Raw genomic sequence first — 23,494 nt, forward strand, 5'->3', positions numbered from 1 at the left:
ATTAAAGGCCAGCCAGTATCACAACTGACTGGCCTTTTTATTACTGCTTTAACGCCGCATACACCTGATCCACCACCCAACCATAAGTTGCAATCGGTAGCTGACCGCTTTCGAACATATTGGGATTTTTTTGTGGATCGGCAACGGGCGAATGTGGCTTGTTGCTTAACATCACAATCGCCATATGATTCACCGGATCGATAACGGTCACCGTCCCGGTCCAGCCCGTGTGACCGTAGGTTTGCGGGCTTGCCAGCGTGCCAAATGTCGGTGTCATGGTGGCATTACCATTCACGCGCCAGCCAAGGCCAAAAGTGGCGTCTTCCTTAGAGCTGGTGGTGAACATCTTCACCGTTTCCGCACTGAACAGCTGCACATCGCCATAGCCGCCGCCGTTCAGCATCGTTTGCATTAACACCGCAATATCGCCGGTATTGGAAAACAAACCTGCGTGCCCGGAAACGCCGCCCATCGAATAGAATGCTTTTTCATCGTGCACCTGACCCCTGAGAGTGGAGGTGCGGATATTCGGGAAGTGAATCACGCCGTCGCGGGTATTGCCGTTCAGTTCCGTGGCGGCAATTTGCTGTGGTTTAAAGCCTTTCAGCAGCGGATTAAACACCGTATGCGTCAGGCCGAGCGGGCGATAAATCGACTCTTCAACATAGCGGTCAAGCGGCTGACCAGTAACTGACTCGACGATAAATCCAAGCAGCATATAATCGACATCGCTGTAGATATGTTTGCTGCCGGGCTGATATTCCAGCGGCGTGCGCTTGATCATTTCCAGCGTCTGGCCTTTATCCTGGGAATATAACGCGCCCGCGACGGCTTTATTCGGGTATTGCGGGTCCGCCGGGAAACCGCCGCTGTGATGCAGCAGATCAGAAATTCGCAGCGTGTTTTTGCCTTTGATGGTGTCATTTGGACTGTCGGCAAATCCCGGAATAAATTTCGCAATCCGATCGTCAGGATGCAGCTTGCCTTCGCTCATCAGCTTTTGCAGAGCAAAGTTTGTGGCGTACATCTTAGTGTTTGAGGCCAGGTCATACAGCGTCTCGGTGGTAGCTTTAACAGGCTGCGCCATTAACACGCTGCCATCGTACTTTTTCGCCGCGCCCCAGGCTTTGCGATACACAATCTGATTATCTTTAATGATCAGCAGGTTAACGCCGGGATAACCGGCATCAACTTGCTGGCTAATCCAGCGATCCATCTGGTTAAGCCGTTCCACATTGAACCCTGCTTTCTCTGGCGAACTTTCTGTCAGAACAGGGTATTTTGCGGCGCTGACGCTACAGCTGACAGCCAGCAGAGAAAAATAGAGCATTGTCCGTTTCATAATCAGTCCAGATTGACGTTACGGCAGCCAAAGAGTGTGGTGAAAATAAACCCACAAACCCATGCCACCAGAATCCCGCCAGCGTAAACCGCCATTGCCGGAAGGATGCCTTGCGCGGATGTCATCAGCGGCAGCGCCACCAGGCCAGACGGCCCAAAGGCGCTGTTTAAGCCCATCGGCAGACCCCACCAGGCTATCAGGCCGATAAACAAACCGCCCGCCGCGCCACCTAAACAGGCGGTAACAAACGGTTTCATGCGGGGTAGGGTGACGCCGTAAATTAACGGTTCGCCAACGCCCAGCAGGCCGGGAATAATTGCCCCGCGGACCTGACTGCGTAATGCACTGTGCGGTTGCGCCCGCCAGTAGAGTGCCAGCGCCGCACCCACCTGGCCCGCGCCTGCCATTGAAAGGATGGGGAACAGGCTGTTGAATCCCTGGCTGTCCATTAACGCCAGGTAAACAGGAATAAAGCCTTGATGCACGCCAAACACCACGGCGATCAGGAATAGCCCTGCTAAAACTGCACAACCGAGCGGATTACTGTTCAGGTGCATAAACAGCCACGACATGCCTTCGAATAACCAGCCACCCAGCGGCATAATGATCAAATACGCCAGTGTGGCGGTGATCAGCAGAGTGATTAACGAGGTCAACAGCATGTCGAGATCGTCCGGCATAAAGCGGCGCACCATGCCTTCGATGCGGGCGCAGGCCCAGGCGGCAATCAACACGCCGATAATATTGCCACGCGGATCGATGGGCAGACCGAAGAAATCGTGAAAACCGGCGTAGTAACCGGTGGTGGCAGCAGGGTTATAACCGAGCAAAAAGAGCGCGGCGATAATTGCGCCATTGACGCCCGTGCCGCCAAATGCCTGGGCAGCGTTATAGCCCACCAGAATCACCAGGAAAGTGAACAAACCTTTGCTGAACACCTTCATAAAATTTAGCGCATCGGGTAGCGTTCCCTGAGCATCTGCCGGAACGTGCATCACGGTGGCAATTAACGTCGCTATCCCCAGCAACAGACCCGCAGCAATAAAACCGGGGATCAGCGGCGTGAAGATAGTGGCGAATTTGGCAAGAAACTGTTGCACGCCGGAGGTCTGTTTGGCTTTTAACTGGCGTTTATTCTGAGCGGCGATTTCTGCGGCATCCTGTACCGGGGCTTCGCCCAGCAGCTCGCTCATCGCTTTTGCGGCACGATGCGCTTTACCTGGTCCAAAAACGACCTGTACCTGATCGCTGGTCAAAATGACGCCCTTCACGCCTTCCAGCGTTTTGATATTGGGATCAACCAGTGAACTGTCATGTACACCCAGACGCAGGCGCGTCATACAGTTACCACAACTGGCGATATTCCCCGGTCCGCCGACACGGGTAAGGATGGTGTTCAGAAGTTCACTGCTGATCTCTTTGGCCATGGGTTATTCCTTGTCTAAAACCTGACGAATAAAGCCGCCGTGTTGATCCAGGCGTTTTTTAGCTTCTGCGGCATCGAGATTTTTCAGCACCATCACAATGGCCGTTTTGCAGTTGCGCTCGCAGGCAATTAACGCCGCTTCCGCTTGTTCGGCGTTACATCCGGTGGCGTTTTTAACGATATTGACCTGGCGCACATGCAATTTTTCGTTGGTGGCGACCACATCGACCATCAGGTTGCCGAACACTTTGCCGGATTTAATCATCAGCCCGGTAGAAAGCATATTGAGCACCAGTTTCTGCGCTGTGCCTGCTTTCATTCGCGAAGAACCGGTAACCACTTCGGCACCAACCACCGGAGTAATAGCAAACTCAGCGGTGGTTGAAACGGCGCTCCCCGGATTACAGGAAATGCCCACTGTGCGGCAACCGAGTTGGCGTGCGTATTCCAGCCCGGCAATCACATACGGTGTGCGACCACTGGCAGCAATACCAACCACCACATCCTGTGCGGTTAAGCCGATATTTTTTAGATCGTTAACGCCACCTTCCCGGCTATCTTCTGCGCCTTCCACCGCGTGCTGAATGGCATATTCACCGCCAGCAATCAAACCAACCACCAGGCCCGGTTTGACGCCGTAGGTCGGCGGACATTCGCTGGCATCAAGAATACCCAGACGACCGGAAGTCCCCGCACCGATGTAAATCAGTCGACCGCCGCCGCTTACCTGGGCGTGGATAACATCGATTGCTGCGGCGATATCCGGCAGTACACGCTCAACGGCAAGTGGTACGGTTTTATCTTCATTGTTGATAATCCGGCACATTTCCAGCGTTGATACGCGGTCAATTTCAGCCGAAGCGGCGTTCGAGCCTTCGGTAATCATCTTTTCAAGTTGCATCGGTGGTGACCTTACTATTTACGATCAAATAATTGCAGATGGATGGAATCATATATCCCGAATTGACAGACTTAAAGGAATCATTGAGTCTACACTCGCAGAGTGTGAAGAGCGTCATAAGAACTTAAGCGGAATTTTTGCTGCCAGCCCAGGAGAGTGGAAGATGTTGTACCTGACGAAAATACGCAATGCAGAAAGTGAATTTACCGAGAACGAGCAAAAAATAGCTGACTTTCTGCAGGCTAAAGTGAGTGAGCTGAAATCCGTCTCTTCGCGCAAGATGGCGAAACAGCTCGGCATCAGCCAGTCGAGTATTGTGAAGTTCGCCCAGAAGCTCGGCGCGCAAGGGTTTACCGAATTGCGTATGGCGTTAATTGGCGAATACAGTGCCAGCCGGGAGAAAACGAATGCCACGGCGCTGCACTTGCACAGTTCGATTACCAGTGATGATTCGCTGGAAGTGATTGCCCGCAAACTGAATCGCGAAAAAGAGCTGGCACTGGAGCAAACCTGCGCCTTACTCGATTACGCGCGGCTGCAAAAAATCATTGAGGTCATCAGTAAAGCGCCGTTTATCCAGATAACAGGCCTGGGCGGGTCGGCGCTGGTGGGGCGCGATCTTTCATTCAAACTGATGAAAATTGGTTATCGCGTGGCCTGTGAAGCCGACACGCACGTACAAGCTACCGTTTCCCAGGCGTTGAAAAAAGGTGATGTACAAATCGCTATCTCTTACAGCGGCAGTAAAAAAGAGATTTTGCTATGCGCCGAGGCAGCGCGAAAGCAGGGGGCAACGGTGATTGCCATTACTTCACTGACTGACTCTCCGCTGCGGCGGTTGGCACATTTCACCCTCGATACCGTTTCTGGTGAAACCGAATGGCGTAGCTCGTCGATGTCCACCCGCACGGCACAAAATTCGGTTACCGATTTACTGTTTGTTGGGCTGGTACAACTTAATGATGTCGAGTCATTGAAAATGATTGAGCGCAGCAGTGAGCTAACACAACGCCTGAAATGATGCATAAAGCAGCGACTGGATTGAGATTTTCCTGAATTAGTGAGCTGATCCGCAGCAATATTTTGTTTATCCTGTATTTTCAGAGGGAATGGAGTGTAACGCTCTGTATTAACAAGGAGAGCATTAAAATGGGTAAACTCACGGGCAAGACAGCACTGATTACGGGCGCATTGCAGGGAATTGGCGAAGGAATTGCCAGAACTTTTGCGCGTCATGGCGCAAACCTAATCTTGCTGGATATCTCCCCTGAGATCGAAAAGCTGGCGGACGAACTGTGTGGTCGTGGTCATCGCTGTACGGCGGTTGTCGCCGATGTGCGTGACCCGGCGTCGGTAGCCGCAGCTATCAAGCGCGCAAAGGAAAAAGAAGGGCGCATTGATATCCTGGTGAATAACGCAGGCGTTTGTCGTCTGGGCAGTTTCCTCGATATGAGCGATGAAGATCGCGATTTCCATATTGATATCAATATAAAAGGCGTATGGAACGTCACGAAGGCGGTGCTGCCGGAGATGATTGCCCGCAAAGATGGTCGCATTGTGATGATGTCTTCGGTCACTGGCGATATGGTGGCCGATCCGGGCGAAACGGCGTATGCCTTAACGAAAGCGGCGATTGTTGGCCTGACTAAATCGCTGGCGGTGGAGTACGCGCAGTCTGGTATTCGCGTTAACGCCATCTGCCCAGGATATGTTCGCACGCCAATGGCGGAAAGCATCGCGCGTCAGTCAAACCCGGAGGATCCGGAATCGGTACTGACTGAAATGGCGAAAGCAATCCCGCTGCGTCGCCTCGCCGATCCGCTGGAAGTTGGCGAACTGGCGGCCTTCCTCGCATCCGATGAATCCAGCTATTTAACCGGTACACAGAATGTGATTGATGGCGGCAGCACACTGCCGGAGACGGTTAGCGTCGGCATCTGATTCACCTCTGTTTCCTCCCTGTATTTGTGGGGAGGATTTCGTCTTGAACTAAGTTCACCAGGCTATTTTATTTGTCATTTTGGCCCCGGGCAGTGCTCGAAATCCTCACGTACTATGTGTACGCTCCGGTTTCTCCGCGCTGTTCGTGTCCAAACTGACTGCAACAATTACGCCTGTTGAACCAAGTTCTTATTCCCTTTTCAACTTCCAAATCACCAAACGGTATATAAAACCGTTACTCCTTTCACGTCCGTTATAAATATGATGACTAATAGAAAGTCATTTAATTAATAAGGGTGCGCAATGGCCGTTAACTTACTGAAAAAGAACTCACTCGCGCTGGTCGCTTCTCTGCTGCTGGCGGGCCATGTACAGGCAACGGAACTGCTGAACAGTTCTTATGACGTCTCCCGCGAGCTCTTTGCCGCCCTGAATACCCCGTTTGAGCAACAATGGGCGAAAGATAACGGTGGCGACAAGCTAACGATTAAACAATCTCATGCCGGGTCATCAAAACAGGCGCTGGCGATTTTGCAGGGCTTAAAAGCAGACGTTGTCACTTATAACCAGGTGACCGACGTGCAGATCCTGCATGATAAAGGCAAGCTGATCCCGGCTGACTGGCAGTCGCGTCTGCCGAATAACAGCTCGCCATTTTACTCCACCATGGGCTTCCTGGTGCGTAAGGGAAACCCGAAGAATATCCACGACTGGAACGATCTGGTGCGCTCCGATGTGAAGCTGATTTTCCCTAATCCGAAAACCTCCGGTAACGCGCGTTACACCTACCTTGCGGCATGGGGCGCAGCGGATAAAGCTGACGGTGGCGATAAAGCCAAAACCGAACAGTTTATGACCCAGTTCCTGAAAAACGTTGAAGTGTTCGATACCGGCGGTCGTGGCGCGACCACTACTTTTGCCGAGCGCGGGCTGGGCGATGTGCTGATTAGCTTCGAATCGGAAGTGAACAACATCCGCAAGCAGTATGAAGCGCAGGGCTTTGAAGTGGTGATTCCGAAAACCAACATTCTGGCGGAATTCCCGGTGGCGTGGGTCGATAAGAACGTGCAGGCCAACGGTACGGAAAAAGCGGCAAAAGCCTACCTGAACTGGCTCTACAGCCCACAGGCGCAAACCATCATCACCGACTATTACTATCGCGTGAATAACCCGGAAGTCATGGACAAACTGAAAGACAAATTCCCGCAGACCGAGCTGTTTCGCGTGGAAGATAAATTTGGCTCCTGGCCGGAAGTGATGAAAACCCACTTCAACAGCGGCGGCGAGTTAGACAAGCTGTTAGCGGCGGGGCGTAACTAATGTTTGCAGTTTCTTCCAGACGCGTGCTGCCGGGCTTTACCTTAAGCCTCGGCACCAGTCTGCTGTTTGTGTGCCTGATTTTGCTGCTGCCGCTCTCCGCACTGGTGATGCAACTGGCTCAGATGAGCTGGGCGCAGTATTGGGAGGTGATCACCAACCCGCAGGTGGTCGCGGCCTATAAAGTGACGCTGCTGTCGGCGTTTGTGGCATCAATTTTTAACGGCGTTTTCGGCCTGCTTATGGCGTGGATTTTAACCCGCTACCGCTTTCCGGGCCGCACGCTGCTTGATGCGCTGATGGATTTACCGTTTGCGCTACCAACGGCGGTAGCAGGTTTAACGCTGGCCTCGCTCTTTTCTGTGAACGGTTTTTACGGCGAGTGGCTGGCGAAGTTTGATATCAAAGTCACCTACACCTGGCTTGGTATCGCGGTGGCGATGGCCTTTACCAGCATTCCGTTTGTGGTGCGTACCGTCCAGCCGGTGCTGGAGGAGTTAGGCCCGGAATATGAAGAAGCGGCAGAAACGCTCGGCGCAACGCGCTGGCAGAGTTTCTGCAAAGTGGTGCTGCCGGAGCTTTCTCCGGCGCTGGTGGCGGGCGTGGCGCTGTCGTTTACCCGTAGTCTCGGTGAGTTTGGTGCGGTGATTTTTATCGCCGGGAACATCGCCTGGAAGACGGAAGTGACGTCGCTGATGATTTTTGTTCGCTTACAGGAGTTTGATTACCCGGCGGCGAGCGCAATTGCTTCGGTGATCCTCGCGGCATCACTGTTGCTGCTGTTCTCAATTAACACACTGCAAAGTCGCTTTGGTCGGCGTGTGGTAGGTCATTAATGGCGGAAGTGACACAGTTGAAGCGTTATGACGCGCGCCCGATTAACTGGGGCAAATGGTTTCTGATTGGCACCGGAATGCTGGTTTCGGCGTTCATCCTGCTGGTGCCGATGATATACATTTTCGTGCAGGCATTCAGCAAAGGGCTGATGCCAGTTTTACAGAATCTGGCCGATCCGGACATGCTGCATGCCATCTGGCTGACGGTGATGATCGCGCTGATTGCCGTACCGGTAAACCTGGTGTTCGGCATTCTGCTGGCCTGGCTGGTGACGCGCTTTAACTTCCCCGGACGCCAGTTGCTGCTGACGCTGCTGGACATTCCGTTTGCCGTGTCGCCGGTGGTTGCCGGTCTGGTCTATCTGCTTTTCTACGGCTCTAACGGCCCGCTCGGCGGCTGGCTGGATGAACATAATCTGCAAATTATGTTCTCCTGGCCGGGAATGGTGCTGGTCACCATCTTTGTGACCTGTCCGTTTGTGGTGCGCGAGCTGGTGCCGGTGATGTTAAGCCAGGGAAGCCAGGAAGACGAAGCGGCGATTTTGCTTGGCGCGTCTGGCTGGCAGATGTTCCGCCGCGTCACGCTGCCGAACATCCGCTGGGCGCTGCTTTATGGCGTGGTGCTGACCAACGCCCGCGCGATTGGCGAGTTTGGCGCGGTGTCGGTGGTTTCCGGCTCGATTCGCGGCGAAACACTTTCGCTGCCGTTACAGATTGAATTGCTGGAGCAGGACTACAACACCGTCGGCTCCTTTACCGCCGCGGCGTTGTTGACGCTGATGGCGATTATCACCCTGTTTTTAAAGAGTATGTTGCAGTGGCGCCTGGAGAATCAGGAAAAACGCGCGCAACAGGAGGAACATCATGAGCATTGAGATTGCCAATATTAAGAAGTCGTTTGGTCGCACCCAGGTGCTGAACGATATCTCACTGGATATTCCTTCTGGTCAGATGGTCGCATTGCTGGGGCCGTCCGGTTCCGGGAAAACCACGCTGCTGCGGATTATCGCCGGGCTGGAGCATCAAACCAGCGGGCATATTCGTTTCCACGGCACCGACGTCAGCCGCCTGCATGCACGCGATCGTAAAGTCGGTTTCGTGTTTCAGCATTACGCGCTGTTCCGCCATATGACGGTGTTCGACAATATCGCCTTTGGCCTGACGGTGCTGCCGCGTCGCGAGCGCCCGAATGCCGCGGCGATCAAAGCGAAAGTGACAAAATTACTGGAAATGGTGCAGCTTGCCCATCTGGCGGATCGTTATCCGGCGCAGCTTTCCGGCGGTCAGAAACAGCGTGTGGCGCTGGCGCGCGCGCTGGCTGTCGAACCGCAAATTCTGCTGCTTGATGAACCGTTTGGCGCGCTGGATGCGCAGGTGCGTAAAGAGCTGCGTCGCTGGCTGCGTCAGTTGCATGAAGAGCTGAAATTCACCAGCGTGTTCGTTACCCACGACCAGGAAGAAGCGATGGAAGTCGCCAACCGCGTTGTGGTGATGAGCCAGGGCAATATCGAACAGGCTGATGAACCCGATCAGGTCTGGCGCGAACCGGCGACCCGTTTTGTGCTGGAGTTTATGGGCGAAGTAAACCGCCTGCAGGGAACGATTCGCGGCGGGCAGTTCCACGTTGGCGCACATCGCTGGCCGCTGGGATATACCCCTGCGTATCAGGGGCCGGTGGATCTCTTCCTGCGCCCGTGGGAAGTGGATATCAGCCGCCGCACCAGCCTCGATTCGCCGCTGCCGGTACAGGTGCTGGAAGCCAGCCCGAAAGGCCACTACACCCAATTAGTCGTGCAGCCGCTGGGGTGGTATGAAGATCCGCTCACCGTGGTGATGCGTGGCGATGATGCGCCAGTGCGCGGCGATCGTTTGTTCGTCGGGCTGCAACATGCGCGGCTGTATCACGGCGACGAGCGTATTGAAACCCGTGATGAGGAACTTGCCCTCGCACAAAGCGCCTGATAGGTTGAGTGAATGTTAAACGCCCGGAGGCGCTTCCCGCGATCCGGGCTTTTTAATGGCAAGGTTTTGTAACCTGTAGGCCTGATAAGACGCGTAAACGTCGCATCAGGCAACACCACGTATGGACAGAGATCGTGAGTACATTAGAACAAACAATAGGCAATACGCCTCTGGTGAAATTACAACGAATGGGGCCGGATAACGGCAGTGAAGTGTGGTTAAAGCTGGAAGGCAATAATCCGGCCGGTTCGGTGAAAGATCGTGCGGCGCTTTCGATGATCGTCGAGGCGGAAAAGCGCGGGGAAATTAAACCGGGTGATGTGTTAATCGAAGCCACCAGTGGTAACACCGGGATTGCGCTGGCAATGATTGCCGCGCTAAAAGGCTATCGCATGAAATTGCTGATGCCCGATAACATGAGCCAGGAGCGTCGCGCGGCGATGCGTGCCTACGGTGCGGAGCTGATTCTGGTCACCAAAGAGCAGGGCATGGAAGGTGCGCGCGATCTGGCGCTGGAAATGGCGAATCGTGGTGAAGGCAAGCTGCTCGATCAATTTAATAATCCCGATAATCCTTATGCGCATTACACCACCACCGGGCCGGAAATCTGGCAGCAAACCGGCGGTCGCATTACCCATTTTGTCTCCAGCATGGGGACGACCGGTACGATTACCGGCGTGTCGCGCTTTATGCGCGAGCAATCCAAACCGGTGACCATTGTTGGTCTGCAGCCGGAAGAGGGCAGCAGCATTCCCGGCATTCGTCGCTGGCCTGAGGAATATCTGCCAGGCATCTTCAACGCTTCGCTGGTGGATGAGGTGCTGGATATTCATCAGCGCGATGCGGAAAACACCATGCGCGAACTGGCAGTGCGGGAAGGGATTTTCTGCGGTGTCAGTTCTGGCGGCGCGGTTGCCGGAGCACTGCGGGTGGCAAAAGCCAACCCCGGCGCTGTAGTGGTGGCGATCATCTGCGATCGCGGCGATCGCTACCTTTCTACCGGGGTGTTTGGGGAAGAGCACTTTAGTCAGGGGGCGGGGATTTAAGATTATTGTGCAGGCACCGTTTTATCCGTCTGCGCAATTAACGCATGTAAAAAAGGTTGCGCGTTTTCATCGCTCTTACCGGGCATCTTCACGATATACGGCTTCCCGGTAATCGATGATGACGAAGCAACCTTATCAATAAATTGCTCAGCAGTATCAATACGATTACGGGTATTGCCCAGCTTCAGACGCAAATGGGAAACCGCTTCATCGCAGGTATGTTCATCGCCGTTGCGCACAAATATCAAATCCTTTTTCTGTGCTAATCCCTCCAGCATGGCGTTGATGCGGGCTTCTTCGTGGGCGGTTAACTTCGCGTAAGCGGGGAGTGTCATTAGCAGCGTAATGACCAGACAAATGATTTTCTTCATTGAATTACCTTATCCTTGTTTTGTGATAGCCGATTTGACTGCCAGAATCAGGTAAAGTTTCGGTTGGAATACGATGAGGATCATCGGCAAGGAGAAAAAATTAAATGAGTAGTTTGTTGTTGTTTAACGATAAGAGCAGGGCATTGCAGGCGGATATCGTCGCCGTGCAGTCGCAGGTAGTGTACGGCAGCGTAGGCAACAGCATTGCCGTGCCTGCTATCAAACAGAACGGCCTGAATGTCTTTGCCGTGCCGACGGTATTGCTGAGCAATACGCCGCATTATGACACTTTCTACGGTGGTGCGATTCCGGACGAATGGTTTAGCGGTTATTTGCGTGCGCTTCAGGAGCGTGATGCGCTGCGCCAGCTGCGCGCTGTCACCACGGGCTATATGGGAACGGCATCGCAAATCAAAATCCTTGCCGAGTGGCTGACTGCGCTACGCAAAGACCATCCTGACTTATTGATTATGGTCGATCCGGTGATTGGCGATATTGATAGCGGAATTTATGTCAAACCTGACCTTCCTGAGGCATACCGACAATATTTACTGCCTCTGGCGCAGGGTATTACGCCTAATATCTTTGAGCTGGAAATCCTGACCGGTAAAGATTGCCGCGATCTCGACAGCGCCATTGCTGCCGCAAAAAGTCTGCTTTCAGACACATTAAAGTGGGTGGTGATTACCAGTGCCTCCGGTAACGAAGAAAATCAGGAGATGCAGGTGGTGGTGGTCAGTGCCGACAGCGTGAATGTCATTTCCCATTCTCGGGTAAAGACGGATCTTAAAGGAACAGGCGATCTGTTTTGCGCCCAGCTTATCAGTGGCTTGTTGAAAGGTAAGGAATTAACTGACGCGGTACATAGCGCGGGATTACGCGTGCTGGAGGTGATGCGCTATACCCAGCAGCATGGTAGTGATGAATTGATTTTGCCGCCGCTGACTGAAGCATAAAAAAATGGCGCCGATGGGCGCCATTTTTCACTGCGGCAAGAATTACTTCTTGATGCGGATAACCGGGGTTTCACCCACAGTCACGCTACCGGACAGTTTGATCAGTTCTTTGATTTCGTCCATGTTGGAGATAACAACCGGAGTCAGGGTAGACTTGGCTTTCTCTTCCAGCAGCGGCAGATCGAATTCAATCACGGTATCACCAACTTTCACGCGCTGACCTTCTTCAGCAATACGCTTGAAGCCTTCGCCTTTCAGTTCAACGGTGTCGATACCGAAGTGGACGAACAGTTCAACGCCGCTATCAGATTCGATAGAGAACGCGTGGTTGGTCTCAAAGATTTTACCAATGGTGCCGTCTACAGGCGCGACCATTTTGTTTCCAGTTGGTTTGATAGCAATGCCATCACCAACGATTTTTTCCGCAAAAACGACATCCGGCACGTCTTCGATATTGACGATCTCGCCAGAGAGCGGAGCAATGATCTCAATAGTTCCGGTATCCTTCTTGTCGTCGGAAACCAGAGATTTCAGTTTATCGAACAAACCCATGATCTTCTCCTAAGCAGTAAATTGGGCCGCATCTCGTGGATTAGCAGATTGTTTTTTCTTCAATGAACTTGTTAACCAGCGTCATTAACTCGTCCGTTGTCGGTTGAGCAAGAGCCTGCTCTGCTAACACCTTCGCATCTTCGAAGTTCGTGTTACGGATAATCTTCTTAATGCGCGGGATAGAAATGGCGCTCATAGAGAATTCGTCCAGACCCATCCCCAGCAACAGAAGTGTAGCACGTTCATCGCCAGCAAGCTCACCACACATGCCAGTCCATTTGCCTTCAGCATGAGAAGCATCAATAACTTGCTTGATCAAGTTCAGCACGGACGGTGACATTGGCTGGTAAAGGTGTGAAATCATATCATTACCACGGTCAACTGCCAGAGTGTACTGCGTTAAATCATTGGTGCCGATACTAAAGAAATCAACTTCTTTGGCTAAATGACGTGCAATTGTTGCGGCAGCCGGTGTTTCCACCATTACACCGATTTCAATTGACTCGTCAAACGCTTTACCTTCGTCGCGCAGTTCCTGTTTGTAGATTTCGATCTCTTTGCGCAGTGCACGCACTTCTTCAACAGAGATGATCATCGGGAACATGATGCGCAATTTACCGAAAGCAGAGGCACGCAGGATTGCGCGGAGCTGATCGCGCAGGATCTCTTTACGATCCATCGCGATACGGATAGCGCGCCAGCCGAGGAACGGGTTCTCTTCTTTCGGGAAGTTCATGTATGGCAGCTCTTTGTCGCCGCCGATGTCCATGGTACGAACGATAACCGCTTGTGAGCCACACGCTTCAGCTACTGCTTTGTAAGCAGCAAACTGTTCTTCTTCAGTGGGCAGCGCGTCGCGGTCCATGAACAGGAACTCAGTACGATACAGACCAACGCCTTCAGCGCCGTTACGCTCTGCACCTTCAACGTCACGAACCGTACCGATGTTAGCGCACACTTCTACCTGGTGACCGTCCAGCGTAATAGCTGGCAGATCTTTCAGTTTAGCAAGCTCTGCTTTTTCAGAAGCCACTTGCTCCTGAACAGCGCGCATTTTATCAATAACTTCGTTGGTTGGATTGACGTAAACCTGATTATTTACGGCATCCAGAATCAGATAGTCGTCATTTTTCACCTGAGAGGTGACGCTACCGGTACCCACGATAGCAGGCAGTTCCAGAGAACGCGCCATGATAGAGGTGTGGGAAGTACGGCCACCCGCGTCGGTGATGAAACCCAGCACCTTCTTCAGGTTCAGCTGTGCGGTTTCGGACGGCGTCAGATCAGCGGCAACCAGAATGACTTCATCCTGAATGGCGCTCAGGTCGATAATCTTCAGGCCCAGGATGTTGCGCAGCAGGCGCTTACCGATATCACGTACGTCAGCCGCACGCTCTTTCAGGTATTCATCATCCAGCTCTTCCAGGGCAGAAGCCTGACCTTCGATAACTTCATGAGCAGCTGCGTCAGCTGTCATGTGCTTATCTTTAATCAGGGCTATGATTTCCTGCTCCAGCTCCTCATCTTCGAGTAGCATAATATGCCCTTCAAAGATGGCTTCTTTTTCTTCACCGAACGTTTCACCAGCTTTCGTTTTGATCGTTTCCAGCTGGGCTGATGCCTTGGCACGACCGCTCAGAAAACGTTCAACTTCCTGATCAACCTGGTCGGCAGAAATTTTTTTCCGGTCAATGACAATTTCGTCTTCTTTCAGAAGCAGAGCTTTACCGAAAGCGATACCCGGGGATGCTAAAATGCCTGAAATCATAACCCTACCTTACTTGTGACTGATTTTTAAAAGAACCCGGGAAATTACTCGAGTTCCGCCATCAGTTTAACCAGATGTTCAACCGCTTTCTGTTCGTCTTCGCCTTCTGCGGAGATAGTCACAACGGTACCTTGAGTCAGGCCCAGAGTCTGCAGTTTAAACAGGCTTTTCGCGCTGGCGCTTTTGCCGTTGGAAGTCACAGTAATTTCAGAAGTGAAGCCCTTAGCTTCTTTTACAAACTGGGCAGCAGGGCGGGTGTGCAGACCGTTCGGAGCGGTAATGGTAACTTCTTGCTGGAACATTGTATTTCCCCAACTTATAGGTTTAGTGTTGTGGAACTAAAGTCTAGCCTGGCGGTTCGACTTTAGCCTGTATTGTTAGCGCCAGTTTTTAACAGACGCGACGCACGAAGAGCGCAATACAGTCCTTTGCTGGCGGGTGTTGACCGCTGACGTTTCGTACGTCATTAAACATTATGCCGCTAAAGGAAGAATTGAACCAAATCATAAAATCGATTCAGCTATGGCTTTTCCTGTAACGATTAATTTCGCGCATCAAAATAATTAGTCTGGTTAAATACCAGTTCCGACAGGCTGAATCAATGCCAGGAGGGGCGAAAGTTTGAAGCAGGCCACAAAAAAGCACCTGAAAAGGTGCTTTTTTACGCATTTTTAACAAGCTGGCATTACTGTTGCAATTCTTTCTCAGTGAAGAGATCGGCAAACAATGCGGTGCTTAAATAACGCTCACCCGATGACGGTAGAATAACCACAATATTCTTGTTGGTAAAGCTTTCATCTTCTTGTAGTTTCAACGCTGCAGCAACAGCCGCTCCAGAAGAGATACCTGCAAGAATACCTTCCTCTTCCATCAGACGACGCGCGGTAGAAATAGCTTCTTCATTGGTGATGCCAATGACTTTATCGACCAGTTTGAGATCAAGGTTAGCCGGGATAAAACCAGCACCAATCCCCTGAATTTTATGCGGGCCAGGTTTAATCTCTTCACCTGCCAGCGCCTGGGCGATAACCGGAGAATCGGTTGGCTCCACGGCGACAGAGATGAGATCGGTCTTGCCTTTGGTGCCTTTAATGTAGCGGCTGACGCCGGTCAGCGTACCGCCAGTCCCAACACCAGCAATAAATACATCAACCTGACCGTCGGTATCTTCCCAGATCTCCGGACCGGTGGTTTTTTCGTGAATTTCAGGGTTTGCCGGATTGCTGAATTGTTGCAGCAGTAGGTATTTCTCTGGATTGCTGGCGACAATTTCTTCTGCTTTTTGGATTGCGCCTTTCATGCCTTTAGCACCTTCGGTCAGCACCAGGTTTGCACCTAACGCTTTCAGCAGCTTGCGGCGTTCAATACTCATGGTTTCTGGCATGGTCAGGGTGAGTTTGTAACCGCGAGCGGCAGCCACATAGGCCAGTGCAATCCCTGTATTACCGCTGGTTGGTTCAACCAGTTCAACGCCTGGTTTCAGCACGCCGCGCTTTTCGGCATCCCAAATCATGTTGGCACCGATACGGCACTTAACGCTGAAGCTGGGGTTACGGGATTCCACCTTCGCCAGAATGCGTCCGTTACCGATGCGATTCAGGCGAACCAGCGGCGTGTGACCGATAGTCAGCGAGTTATCTTCAAAAATCTTACTCATGGCCTGTCCTTAACTGTATGAAATTGGGATACAACAGGTAGCATACCCGCTCAGAGAATATGCGGAAGTAAGGATTTAGCATATCTATATACAGAAGGGAAATAATGACATGCAAGATGGAATAAGGGGTGGCATAAGCCACCCCTGTTTCACACAAACGGTTTACAAAATAACCGGTAGATTGTTACCGCCACATCGCGTGTTTATCGCGATAGCAATCGACCCACATCGCCGTCGCGCCACAAACGGCAACGGGCATAATGAACAGATTAAGCAGCGGGATCATCGTAAACAGGCTGGTTAAAGCACCAAACTGCATATTGGTGATTTTGCGTGTGCGCAGGGCGGTGCGCATCTCTTTAAACGGCACTTTGTGGTTATCGAAGGGGTAATCGCAATACTGGATGGCTAACATCCAGGCGCTAAACAGGAACCACAGTACCGGTGCGACGGTTTGCCCAATGCCAGGGATGAAGTAAAGAATTAGCAATACAATTGCGCGCGGCAGATACCAGGCAAATTTTTGCCATTCGCGTTTCATGATTCGCGGCACATCTTTCATGATACCGAAAATTCCGGTATCTGGCGGTGTAGCGCCAGTCAGTCTTGCTTCCAGTTGTTCAGCCAATAAACCGTTGAACGGAGCAGCAATCCAGTTAGCAATCGTTGAGAAGAAATAGCCAAACACTAACAGCACAGAGATGACAGCCAGGGGCCACAACAGATAGCTCAGCCATTGTAACCAGTCCGGAACGTAACTCATGAGAGTCGGGATCCAGACATCGAGTTGCGTAAAGAGCCACCAGAATGCGCCCCCCATCAACAAAATATTGACCAACAGCGGTAAAATAACAAAACGCCGAATCCCAGGTTGCGAGACGAGCTTCCAGCCTTGCGCAAAATAGTAAAAACCGCTGCGTGGGGCAGATGTGAATGATGAAACCATAATCAGGATGAGCTCCTTTTGACCAATCCCAGGAAAATTCTGCGTATTTTACCGGGTAATTGCGCAATGGACAGTTAGGATATGTTCGAAAAAACAGCAAAAAGCACGATTTCATCTATCTTTGTGCTGTGAAAGTTAATAGTGCACTTGCACTTGAGGTAATCGGCAAATACTCTTAGTGAGTAAATGTTTGCCGTGGTGGCAAGGTGTTAGAACAACAGAGAATATAATGATGCAGGATTTGCGTCTGATATTAATCATTGTTGGCGCGATCGCCATAATCGCTTTACTGGTACATGGTTTCTGGACCAGCCGTAAAGAACGATCTTCTATGTTCCGCGATCGGCCATTAAAACGAATGAAGTCAAAACGTGACGACGATTCTTATGACGAGGATGTCGAAGATGATGAGGGCGTTGGTGAGGTTCGTGTTCACCGCGTAAATCATGCTCCGGCTAACGCCCAGGAGCATGAGGCTGCTCGTCCGTCGCCGCAACACCAGTACCAACCGCCTTATGCGTCTGCGCAGCCGCGTCAACCGGTCCAGCAGCCGCCTGAAGCGCAGGTACCGCCGCAACATGCTCCGCGTCCAACGCAGCCGGTGCAGCAACCCGTGCAGCAGCCTGCCTATCAGCCTCAGCCTGAACAGCCGTTGCAGCAGCCAGTTTCGCCACAGGTCGCGTCAGCGCCGCAGCCAGTGCATTCAGCACCGCAACCGGCACAACAGGCTTTCCAGCCTGCAGAACCTGTAGCGGCACCACAGCCTGAGCCTGTAGCGGAACCGGCTCCAGTTATGGATAAACCGAAGCGCAAAGAAGCGGTGATTATCATGAACGTCGCGGCGCATCACGGTAGCGAGTTAAACGGTGAACTGCTTCTTAACAGCATTCAACAAGCGGGCTTCATTTTTGGCGATATGAACATTTACCATCGTCATCTTAGCCCGGATGGCAGCGGCCCGGCGTTATTCAGCCTGGCGAATATGGTGAAACCGGGAACCTTCGATCCTGAAATGAAGGATTTCACTACTCCGGGTGTCACTATCTTTATGCAGGTACCGTCTTACGGTGACGAGCTGCAGAACTTTAAGCTGATGCTGCAATCTGCGCAGCATATTGCCGATGAAGTGGGCGGTGTAGTGCTTGACGATCAGCGCCGTATGATGACTCCGCAGAAATTGCGCGAGTACCAGGACATCATCCGCGAAGTCAAAGACGCCAACGCCTGATACACTTAAGGCAAATTAACTCCTCTTCGAACCCCCGCTTGTCGGGGGTTTTTAGCATTGATGGTGCGATATGGAATCAATCGAACAACAACTGACAGAACTGCGAACGACGCTTCGCCATCATGAATATCTTTATCATGTGATGGATGCGCCGGAAATTCCCGACGCTGAATATGACAGGCTGATGCGCGAACTGCGCGAGCTGGAAGCCAAACATCCAGAGCTGATTACACCTGATTCACCTACCCAACGTGTAGGTGCTGCGCCGCTGGCGGCTTTCAGCCAGATCCGCCATGAAGTGCCCATGTTGTCGCTGGATAACGTCTTTGATGAAGAAAGCTTTCTTGCTTTCAACAAACGCGTACAGGACCGTCTGAAAAGCAACGAAAAAGTGACTTGGTGCTGTGAGCTGAAACTGGATGGTCTTGCCGTCAGCATTCTGTATGAAAATGGCGTTTTAGTCAGTGCAGCGACCCGTGGCGATGGCACTACTGGCGAAGACATTACATCAAACGTGCGTACTATTCGCGCCATTCCGCTGAAGCTTCACGGCGAGAATATCCCGGCGCGTCTGGAAGTTCGTGGTGAAGTGTTCCTGCCGCAGGCCGGCTTCGAAAAGATCAACGAAGATGCGCGACGCACAGGCGGGAAAGTGTTTGCTAACCCGCGTAATGCGGCTGCAGGTTCACTGCGTCAGCTTGATCCGCGTATTACAGCGAAGCGACCGCTCACTTTTTTCTGCTATGGCGTCGGTGTTCTGGAAGGTGGCGAGCTGCCGGATACTCATCTTGGCCGTTTACTGCAATTTAAAAAGTGGGGTTTGCCGGTCAGCGATCGAGTAACGCTTTGTGAATCGGCGGAAGAAGTGCTGGCGTTCTACCACAAAGTGGAAGAAGACCGCCCGACGCTGGGCTTTGATATTGACGGCGTGGTGATTAAGGTCAACTCACTGGCACAGCAGGAGCAGCTTGGCTTTGTCGCGCGTGCCCCGCGCTGGGCGGTAGCGTTTAAATTCCCGGCGCAGGAACAGATGACCTTTGTGCGTGACGTCGAGTTTCAGGTTGGGCGTACTGGCGCGATTACGCCTGTTGCGCGTCTTGAACCAGTCCATGTTGCTGGTGTGCTGGTGAGTAACGCCACACTGCATAATGCTGACGAAATCGAACGTCTTGGTTTACGCATTGGCGATAAAGTGGTGATTCGCCGCGCAGGCGACGTGATCCCGCAGGTGGTGAACGTCGTGCTTTCTGAACGCCCTGAAGATACCCGTGAGGTTGTATTCCCGACGCATTGTCCGGTATGTGGTTCTGACGTCGAGCGTGTGGAAGGTGAAGCGGTTGCCCGCTGTACCGGTGGCCTGATTTGCGGTGCTCAGCGTAAAGAGTCGCTGAAACACTTTGTTTCCCGCCGTGCGATGGACGTTGACGGTATGGGCGACAAAATCATCGATCAACTGGTTGAAAAAGAATATGTCCATACCCCGGCGGATCTGTTCAAACTCACCGCAGGCAAACTGACCGGACTGGAGCGCATGGGGCCGAAATCGGCACAAAACGTGGTTAACGCGCTGGAAAAAGCGAAAGAAACCACCTTTGCTCGCTTCCTCTATGCACTTGGTATCCGTGAAGTTGGCGAGGCTACCGCAGCAGGTCTGGCGGCATATTTCGGCACGCTGGAAGCGCTGGAAGCCGCGTCGATTGAAGAGCTGCAAAAGGTGCCTGATGTTGGCATTGTCGTTGCCTCCCACGTTCACAACTTCTTTGCCGAAGAAAGCAACCGCAATGTCATCAGCGAGCTGTTGGCGGAAGGTGTTCACTGGCCTGAGCCGATCGTTATCAATGCGGAAGAGATTGACAGTCCGTTTGCTGGTAAAACCGTGGTGCTTACGGGCAGCTTAAGCCAGATGTCGCGTGATGACGCTAAAGCTCGACTGGTCGAACTGGGGGCGAAAGTCGCGGGCAGCGTGTCGAAGAAAACCGATTTGGTGATAGCGGGTGAAGCTGCAGGATCTAAACTGGCGAAGGCGCAGGAACTGGGCATTGAAGTCATCGACGAAACGGAAATGCTGCGTTTGCTGGGTAGCTGAGATGGAAAAAGAGCAGCTGATTGAAATAGCCAATACGATAATGCCGTTTGGCAAGTACAAAGGGCGTCGCTTAATCGACCTGCCGGAGGAGTATCTTCTGTGGTTTGCCCGCAAAGATGAGTTCCCGGCAGGGAAGCTCGGTGAGCTAATGCAAATCACGCTGCTGATTAAAACCGAGGGGCTGACGCAACTGGTCCAGCCCCTGAAACGCCCACTTTAAGCTTTATCGGCGCTGCTTTCCTGCTGCGCCTGTAACTGTTCGGTCTGGCGTTTGTATCGACGCGCCAGCACCGCACAGACCATCAATTGGATCTGATGGAAAATCATCAGAGGCAGCACCATCATACCGATCACCGATGTGGGGAACAGAATGTTTGCCATCGGGATGCCATTTGCCAGACTCTTTTTCGAACCACAAAAGACGATAGTAATTTCATCTGCCTTATTGAAGCCCAGTCGGCGTGCCATAAAGACGTTAACTACAATCACGATAGCCAGAAGAACGCAACTGACCACCACGATAAACAGCAATGATCCCCAGCCAACTTTGTGCCAGATACCGTTAACGACGGCTTCGCTGAATGCCGTATAAACCACCAACAGAATGGACGTCTGGTCAGTTTTCGCAATCCATTTTTTATTACGCGACACCCAGTCACCAATCCACGGCCGGGAAAGATGCCCCAACACAAATGGCAGCAGCAGTTGCAGCATTATCTTACCTACCTGCTCAAGGCTGCCCCCTGCACCGTGAACATTCATCACCAGGCCAACCAGCAACGGTGAAAGGAAAATCCCCAGTAGGCTGGATGCCGACGCAGAACAAACCGCCGCCGCGACGTTACCGCCCGCCATTGACGTGAAGGCGATTGCAGACTGCACGGTCGCAGGGAGAATGCACAAGTAGAGAAAACCGGAGTAGAGCATCGGGTCGACATTTACCGGTTTCCACCAGGCAAACAGCACGCCCAGAATTGGAAACAGCACGAAGGTGCTGCACATTACCCACAAATGCAGTCGCCAGTGACCACCGCCAGCAATAATCGCCTCACGCGACAACTTCGCGCCGTGCATAAAGAACAGCAGAGCAATAGCTGCGGTAGTCAGATTTTCAAAGAAGGGAACGAAATCGCCCCTGGCCGGAAAGAAAGAGGCCAGCAACACCACCGTGATCAGGGTTAAGGTGAAAGGATCGAGGATACGAAAAAGTTTCATAAAGACTCCAGATGATCGATGGTTCTATTGTGCTTCTTCCAGTTTGAGAAATAAAATTGATTTATTGCATCCATTCATGAAGAAAACAGATGAATTATTCTTTAAAGCAATTAAAGGTTTTCGTCACAGTAGCGCAGGAGAAAAGTTTTAGTCGTGCAGGAGAGCGTATCGGCCTGAGCCAGTCGGCAGTGAGTCACAGTGTGAAGGAGCTGGAAAATCATACTGGTGTTCGCCTGCTGGACAGAACCACGCGTGAAGTGGTGCTTACAGATGCAGGGCAGCAGTTGGCTTTGCGTCTTGAGCGACTGCTGGATGAACTTAACAGCACGTTGCGCGATACCGGGCGTATGGGGCAACAACTGAGCGGAAAAGTTCGGGTCGCTGCCAGCCAGACCATTTCCGCGCATCTTATTCCGCAATGCATTGCTGAAAGCCATCGCCGCTATCCAGATATTCAGTTTGTCCTGCACGATCGTCCGCAGCAGTGGGTGATGGAAAGTATTCGCCAGGGAGATGTCGATTTTGGCATCGTCATCGATCCAGGCCCAGTGGGCGATCTGCAATGTGAAGCGATTCTTTCCGAGCCTTTCTTTCTGCTTTGCCATCGCGATAGCGCTTTGGCCGTGGAAGATTATGTACCCTGGCAAGCATTACAGGGAGCGAAATTGGTGTTGCAGGATTACGCGTCAGGCAGCCGACCGCTGATTGACGCAGCGCTGGCGCGCAATGGTATTCAGGCGAATATTGTGCAGGAGATTGGTCATCCGGCGACGCTGTTCCCGATGGTAGCCGCAGGCATCGGCATCAGTATTCTTCCCGCACTGGCGCTACCATTGCCTGAAGGTAGCCCGCTGGTGGTAAAGCGCATTACGCCGGTGGTTGAACGCCAGTTGATGCTGGTGCGCAGGAAGAACCGTTCACTTTCCACCGCCGCTGAAGCGTTATGGGACGTAGTACGAGACCAGGGCAATGCGCTAATGGCTGGGCGGGAAGGGGATCCGTTGTATCAGATATAGAGTGAATTCATACTGCCGGGAGCTCCGGCAGTAATCAATCAAAAATTAAATTTGATGGAGTAGATTATCGCATCCTGGTAAAAATCTTCGCCCAGTTTGTCATCCGCATAACGATACTGAATCCCTGTGGTGATGTGTGAAGTTGCATTCCACCAAAGTGCGACGGCACCATTCAGACCTTCTTTGCCGCCATTACCTGCCGCGTAGGTGGCATCACGATCAAACTCGTACTCGTTCCAGTTGGTGAGGGTGAATTTCTCACTGCCCAGCATAAAGCTGTAACCTGCAACCCAACCGGCGACATAACCGTTATCGCCGGTATAATAGGTTTGGTCTGTATAGCGTTTTGCAAAGAACGGTTTGAACCACCAACCGCTGCCGGTGAAATTGTAGCCGATCCCGTAAAGGAACATATCGTCATGGAAATTCACACGATTCGCAGAACCGTAGGTGCCATACGCATGCAAGTAGAGATTAAATCCGGTGTCACCCAGGTAAATACGGTTGGTATTTTTAAATGTATAACGCTGCTCGCTACCCTGTTTATCATGACGATCATTATAAAAGTTTTCCCAGTCGAAGAACCCGTACATTTCTCCCCAACTAAAGTTAGCGCCGCCTTCCAGTTCCAGATATCCAAAATCATCTTTGTGTGATTTGGTCGACGATTTCTCAGTGGTTCTGCTAGTCCAGTCAAGATAATGAATACCTATATCAGCAAAACCGCCTTTAAATTCTGCATGGGATACTGCTGGTATCGCCAATACAGAAGAGAGTGTCAGAGTAAAAAGATGTTTTTTCATAGCATAATTCCCTATGCCGATCGTTATTAGTTGATTGCTTAATAAAAAGGTTGATTAAAAGCGGCATATTGTTAATGCAAGGGAAAGGAGAGTACCAATACAGTTTTTTCAGCCTATTAATAGTG

23 protein-coding genes are annotated in these 23,494 nt (G+C 52.0%); 12 read left to right on the plus strand and 11 right to left on the minus strand.

From position 1 onward, the window contains the following. Positions 1 to 40 precede the first annotated feature (40 nt). From pbp4b to murQ, 3 genes are read right to left on the minus strand one after another with little or no spacing between them, the layout of a single operon-like run. On the minus strand, positions 41 to 1,342 hold the full coding sequence (gene pbp4b, locus FQ015_RS05605; protein ID WP_160523821.1) for a penicillin binding protein PBP4B: 1,302 nt from the start codon (positions 1,340 to 1,342) through the stop codon (positions 41 to 43). A gap of 2 nt (positions 1,343 to 1,344) precedes the next feature. Beyond that, positions 1,345 to 2,769 (minus strand): PTS N-acetylmuramic acid transporter subunit IIBC, encoded by a 1,425-nt coding sequence (murP, locus tag FQ015_RS05610; protein WP_001040487.1) that lies wholly within the window; start codon positions 2,767 to 2,769, stop codon positions 1,345 to 1,347. A 3-nt stretch (positions 2,770 to 2,772) separates the two neighbouring features. Beyond that, complete coding sequence (murQ, locus tag FQ015_RS05615; protein WP_046081661.1) at positions 2,773 to 3,669, minus strand: N-acetylmuramic acid 6-phosphate etherase; 897 nt, start codon at positions 3,667 to 3,669, stop codon at positions 2,773 to 2,775. Between the two features lie 163 nt (positions 3,670 to 3,832). Between murQ and murR the strand changes: the two genes are divergently transcribed. From murR to cysM, 7 genes are all read left to right on the plus strand, one after another. Further along, on the plus strand, positions 3,833 to 4,690 hold the full coding sequence (murR, locus tag FQ015_RS05620) for an HTH-type transcriptional regulator MurR (RefSeq protein WP_000966432.1): 858 nt from the start codon (positions 3,833 to 3,835) through the stop codon (positions 4,688 to 4,690). 128 nt (positions 4,691 to 4,818) lie between these two features. Further along, entirely contained in the window at positions 4,819 to 5,610 is a 792-nt protein-coding gene (gene ucpA / locus FQ015_RS05625; protein WP_000517442.1) for an SDR family oxidoreductase UcpA, read from the plus strand. 303 nt (positions 5,611 to 5,913) lie between these two features. Then, complete coding sequence (cysP, locus tag FQ015_RS05630) at positions 5,914 to 6,930, plus strand: thiosulfate/sulfate ABC transporter substrate-binding protein CysP (protein WP_000290253.1); 1,017 nt, start codon at positions 5,914 to 5,916, stop codon at positions 6,928 to 6,930. Continuing rightward, positions 6,930 to 7,763 (plus strand): sulfate/thiosulfate ABC transporter permease CysT, encoded by an 834-nt coding sequence (gene cysT, locus FQ015_RS05635; protein WP_000458406.1) that lies wholly within the window; start codon positions 6,930 to 6,932, stop codon positions 7,761 to 7,763. Before cysP ends, cysT begins: the two co-directional genes overlap by 1 nt. Further along, positions 7,763 to 8,638, plus strand: coding sequence for a sulfate/thiosulfate ABC transporter permease CysW (gene cysW / locus FQ015_RS05640; protein ID WP_000852696.1), 876 nt, complete (start codon positions 7,763 to 7,765; stop codon positions 8,636 to 8,638). The genes cysT and cysW overlap by 1 nt, the downstream gene beginning before the upstream one ends. After that, the gene (gene cysA, locus FQ015_RS05645; protein ID WP_000021027.1) at positions 8,628 to 9,725 is read left to right on the plus strand and encodes a sulfate/thiosulfate ABC transporter ATP-binding protein CysA; all 1,098 of its coding nucleotides are present in this window, start codon (positions 8,628 to 8,630) and stop codon (positions 9,723 to 9,725) included. The genes cysW and cysA overlap by 11 nt, the downstream gene beginning before the upstream one ends. A 134-nt stretch (positions 9,726 to 9,859) precedes the next feature. Continuing rightward, positions 9,860 to 10,771, plus strand: a complete 912-nt coding sequence (gene cysM / locus FQ015_RS05650; protein ID WP_000105473.1) for a cysteine synthase B — start codon at positions 9,860 to 9,862, stop codon at positions 10,769 to 10,771. Between the two features lie 2 nt (positions 10,772 to 10,773). Here the strand turns inward: cysM and FQ015_RS05655 are convergent, their stop codons facing one another. Continuing rightward, a complete protein-coding gene (locus tag FQ015_RS05655; RefSeq protein ID WP_000719945.1) occupies positions 10,774 to 11,142 on the minus strand; it encodes a YfeK family protein in 369 nt (122 codons plus the stop codon). Between the two features lie 104 nt (positions 11,143 to 11,246). Here FQ015_RS05655 and pdxK point away from each other — a divergent pair, with 104 nt between their 5' ends. Further along, positions 11,247 to 12,098: a pyridoxine/pyridoxal/pyridoxamine kinase gene (gene pdxK, locus FQ015_RS05660; RefSeq protein ID WP_000096641.1), complete on the plus strand. Its 852-nt coding sequence runs from the start codon at positions 11,247 to 11,249 to the stop codon at positions 12,096 to 12,098. A 42-nt stretch (positions 12,099 to 12,140) separates the two neighbouring features. On the opposite strand, the gene crr is transcribed toward pdxK, so the two are convergent. From crr to cysZ, 5 genes are all read right to left on the minus strand, one after another. Then, the gene (gene crr, locus FQ015_RS05665; protein WP_000522247.1) at positions 12,141 to 12,650 is read right to left on the minus strand and encodes a PTS glucose transporter subunit IIA; all 510 of its coding nucleotides are present in this window, start codon (positions 12,648 to 12,650) and stop codon (positions 12,141 to 12,143) included. Between the two features lie 40 nt (positions 12,651 to 12,690). Then, positions 12,691 to 14,418 carry a phosphoenolpyruvate-protein phosphotransferase PtsI gene (gene ptsI / locus FQ015_RS05670; RefSeq protein WP_000623136.1) on the minus strand — a complete coding sequence of 576 codons (1,728 nt, stop codon included), beginning with the start codon at positions 14,416 to 14,418 and terminating at the stop codon, positions 12,691 to 12,693. A gap of 44 nt (positions 14,419 to 14,462) precedes the next feature. Next, the gene (ptsH, locus tag FQ015_RS05675; protein ID WP_000487600.1) at positions 14,463 to 14,720 is read right to left on the minus strand and encodes a phosphocarrier protein Hpr; all 258 of its coding nucleotides are present in this window, start codon (positions 14,718 to 14,720) and stop codon (positions 14,463 to 14,465) included. 383 nt (positions 14,721 to 15,103) lie between these two features. Next, on the minus strand, positions 15,104 to 16,075 hold the full coding sequence (gene cysK / locus FQ015_RS05680) for a cysteine synthase A (protein ID WP_000034402.1): 972 nt from the start codon (positions 16,073 to 16,075) through the stop codon (positions 15,104 to 15,106). A gap of 184 nt (positions 16,076 to 16,259) precedes the next feature. Beyond that, a complete protein-coding gene (gene cysZ, locus FQ015_RS05685; protein ID WP_000254839.1) occupies positions 16,260 to 17,021 on the minus strand; it encodes a sulfate transporter CysZ in 762 nt (253 codons plus the stop codon). Positions 17,022 to 17,250: 229 nt separating this feature from the next. Between cysZ and zipA the strand changes: the two genes are divergently transcribed. The 3 genes from zipA (at position 17,251) to FQ015_RS05700 (ending at position 20,555) form a co-directional block, all read left to right on the plus strand. Next, positions 17,251 to 18,249, plus strand: a complete 999-nt coding sequence (zipA, locus tag FQ015_RS05690; RefSeq protein ID WP_001305210.1) for a cell division protein ZipA — start codon at positions 17,251 to 17,253, stop codon at positions 18,247 to 18,249. A 70-nt stretch (positions 18,250 to 18,319) separates the two neighbouring features. Continuing rightward, entirely contained in the window at positions 18,320 to 20,335 is a 2,016-nt protein-coding gene (gene ligA / locus FQ015_RS05695; RefSeq protein ID WP_115739234.1) for an NAD-dependent DNA ligase LigA, read from the plus strand. A gap of 1 nt (position 20,336) precedes the next feature. Then, positions 20,337 to 20,555, plus strand: a complete 219-nt coding sequence (locus FQ015_RS05700; protein WP_000410201.1) for a DUF3820 family protein — start codon at positions 20,337 to 20,339, stop codon at positions 20,553 to 20,555. Here FQ015_RS05700 and FQ015_RS05705 read toward each other — a convergent pair. After that, the gene (locus FQ015_RS05705) at positions 20,552 to 21,550 is read right to left on the minus strand and encodes a bile acid:sodium symporter family protein (RefSeq protein ID WP_000765604.1); all 999 of its coding nucleotides are present in this window, start codon (positions 21,548 to 21,550) and stop codon (positions 20,552 to 20,554) included. The two genes, FQ015_RS05700 and FQ015_RS05705, sit on opposite strands and share 4 nt — an antisense overlap. Positions 21,551 to 21,639: 89 nt before the next feature. Here FQ015_RS05705 and FQ015_RS05710 point away from each other — a divergent pair, with 89 nt between their 5' ends. Further along, a complete protein-coding gene (locus FQ015_RS05710) occupies positions 21,640 to 22,566 on the plus strand; it encodes a LysR family transcriptional regulator (RefSeq protein ID WP_001109794.1) in 927 nt (308 codons plus the stop codon). A 38-nt stretch (positions 22,567 to 22,604) separates the two neighbouring features. Here FQ015_RS05710 and FQ015_RS05715 read toward each other — a convergent pair whose 3' ends face one another. Then, positions 22,605 to 23,369, minus strand: coding sequence for a nucleoside-specific channel-forming Tsx family protein (locus FQ015_RS05715; protein ID WP_000716371.1), 765 nt, complete (start codon positions 23,367 to 23,369; stop codon positions 22,605 to 22,607). Between the last annotated feature and the right edge of the window lie 125 nt (positions 23,370 to 23,494).

This window comes from Escherichia sp. HH26CH (assembly GCF_009820205.1).
GTDB lineage: Bacteria > Pseudomonadota > Gammaproteobacteria > Enterobacterales > Enterobacteriaceae > Escherichia > Escherichia coli_F.